Raw genomic sequence first — 2676 nt, 5'->3', positions numbered from 1 at the left:
ACTCGTGTGGGTGATGTCGCCCAGGCTTATTTCGCACCCGCCGATGCTAACAGCTTTGTCCGCTTAGATGGTAAGCCAGTGGTTGGGTTAGGGGTTATACGTCAGGCGGGCTCTAATACTATTGAGATTTCTGATAAAGCCCTGGCGGTACTGGAAAGGTTACGCGAGCGCTTCCCCGACATGGAAATGAGCATCACTAACGACGATGCGCAGTTTATTCGTAAGTCCGTTGCTGAAGTTGTCACGACCCTGGCAATTACTATTGCTTTGGTTGTCGCTACTTTATGGGTGTTTATTGGTTCATTCCGGGCAACAATTATTCCTGCCTTTTCAATTCCGGTTGCGCTATTTGGTGCCGTAGCGGCTATATGGTTAATGGGCTTTTCCATTAATATTCTGACGCTGTTGGCTCTGGTTCTGGCGACCGGGCTCATTGTCGATGACGCCATTGTTGTTACCGAGAATATTCAGCGACGCCGCAGTATGGGGCTTGGAAGTCGTGCGGCTGCGGTATTGGGAACACGTGAGGTTTTCTTCGCGGTGGTTGCGACTACGGCGGTATTGGTGGCGGTGTTTGTGCCCATAGCCTTTTTACCGTCAACGGCGGGTCGACTGTTCCGTGAGTTCGGTGGTGTGCTGGCGGCGGCTGTGGTTATTTCTTCTTTTGTTGCCTTGTCTTTGGTACCCGCATTTACTGCGCGTTTGCCAAAGTCTGCCGGGCAGAGTAACCGTTTTGCCAAAATTGGTAATGTGTTTAAACGCTTCTATAAGCGGACGCTGCACAAAGCGCTCGATTTTAGCTGGGTAATCGTGATTTTATCACTGCTGTCTGCTGGCGGTGGCGCTTTGTTGTACAACCAGATTAACAGTGAACTGATGCCCAACGAAGACCGTGGCTCGGTCAGAGTGTTCTCTCGCGGACCCGATGGTGTTGGCCTTAAATTCATGGACAGGCAGGCGCGTAAGTTAGAAGAGATTTTGCTTGAATACAAAGAAAGCGGCGATATCGAATCAATTTACACCGTGGTGGGTCAGTGGGACCCCAACCTGGTGTTCATTACTGCTAACCTGAAACCCTGGGAAGAAAGGGATATTAGTCAGCAGGAAATCATTAATAACATCCGGGAGCCGCTGAGCCAGGTACCGGGCGCGCCGGGGCGTGCTTTTGGCGATAACAGTCTGAATTTACGAGGTCAGGGCGGCGGCCTTGAAATGGCGATTACCGGCGAGAACTACGATGAGATATTCAGAGCCGCCCGTGAATTTACTGCGATTATAAAAGAGCGTATGCCGGAGCTTGGTGAGCCTAATGTCTCTTATCAGCCGACGCAGCCTCAGTTGCGGGTGAAAATTGACAGGCGCCGGGCTGCTGAGCTGGGCGTTTCATTAAGCGATATATCTTCAACGTTACGCGCGGCGATTAACGGTGATGATGTTGCTGATTTGAACGTGGGCGACCAACAAATCCCGGTAATGCTGCGTACACGGAACAACCTGATACAGTCACCTCAGGATATGCAAAATCTGTATGTCTCCTCCAGTAGCGGCGAGCTAGTGCCAATATCCAGCATTTCCGAAATAGTCGAGGAGGGCGTGTCTGCAGAGTTAGAGCGACAGGCTCAGCGGCGCGCGATAGAAGTCGATGCGGATTTACCGGAAGATCTGCCTATGTCGGAGGCTGTAGAGCAACTTCGCGCTATTGCTGACGAGGTGCTGCCCGATAGCATGGGGCTGGTATTCCTGGGTGAAGCTGCAACCTTTGAGGATACCTCGCAAGAAATTGCCATGACCTATATTCTGGCATTTTTGATTGTGCTGTTGGTTCTTGCTGCGCAGTTTGAGTCATTAAACAGTGCGGTAGTGGTTATGCTGACGGTTCCGTTTGGTATTGCTGCAGCTATTTACGCCTTGTTCCTGACCGGCACATCAATGAACATCTATTCGCAAATTGGTCTGGTCATGCTAATAGGCTTGCTAGCGAAGAACTCGGTGTTGTTGGTTGAGTTCGCCGATCAACTGCGGGACAGGGGACTGGAAGTACGCGAAGCAATAGAAGAAGCTGCATTGATTCGTCTGCGCCCCATTATGATGACTCTGATTTCGACCATACTTGGCGGACTGCCGTTAATTCTGTCTTCTGGTGCCGGCGCAGAGGCACGTAACTCTATTGGTTGGGTGGTCTTTGGCGGCCTAGGTTTGGCGACATTGTTTACGCTGTACCTGACTCCGGTACTTTACCTCTGGTTAGCACGCTTTACCAAGCCGCGTGCCGATGAGTCTGCTCGTCTGGAAAATGAAATGCAGCAGGCCAGAGAAAACGGGCATTAATGTGGAATGTGAGAAGTAACCCAGCGCTGGATATTCCAGCGCTGGCGTATATCATCAAGCTCTCCGCTGTCTTCAAGGTGTTGTAGAGCTCGGTTTATATCATTGATAAGTTGCGTATTGTCGGTTTTTACTGCAAAGCTGACCGGTACTTTAATTTCGGGCTGCCATAAAATACGCACGTTAACGCCTATTTCATCAGCAAGATACAGGCCCACTTTTTCGGGCATAATAACGGCCTCAACTTCACCAATAGCAAGCTGAGTCATGGCTTCTTTTTTTGAGTCGGCCTGCTGAATTCTGATGGCATTGTGCAGGCCTATCTTTGCCAAATGTTGCTCCAGTACCGAG

2 protein-coding genes are annotated in these 2676 nt (G+C 50.4%); one reads left to right on the top strand and one right to left on the bottom strand.

The annotated features are described in order from the left end of the window. On the top strand, positions 1–2328 hold a 2328-nt coding region (locus tag B3180_RS07990), incomplete at its 5' end, for an efflux RND transporter permease subunit (RefSeq protein ID WP_286843917.1). Here B3180_RS07990 and B3180_RS07985 read toward each other — a convergent pair. Continuing rightward, positions 2325–2676: transporter substrate-binding domain-containing protein (locus B3180_RS07985; RefSeq protein ID WP_286843915.1), on the bottom strand; the 352-nt coding region annotated here is incomplete at its 5' end. The two genes, B3180_RS07990 and B3180_RS07985, sit on opposite strands and share 4 nt — an antisense overlap.

Origin of the sequence: Idiomarina sp. UBA4206 (genome assembly GCF_002383015.1) — a bacterium.
GTDB lineage: Bacteria > Pseudomonadota > Gammaproteobacteria > Enterobacterales > Alteromonadaceae > Idiomarina > Idiomarina abyssalis.
Note: the sequence above shows the minus strand (reverse complement) of the source record. Positions and strands in the feature narration are given on the sequence as shown.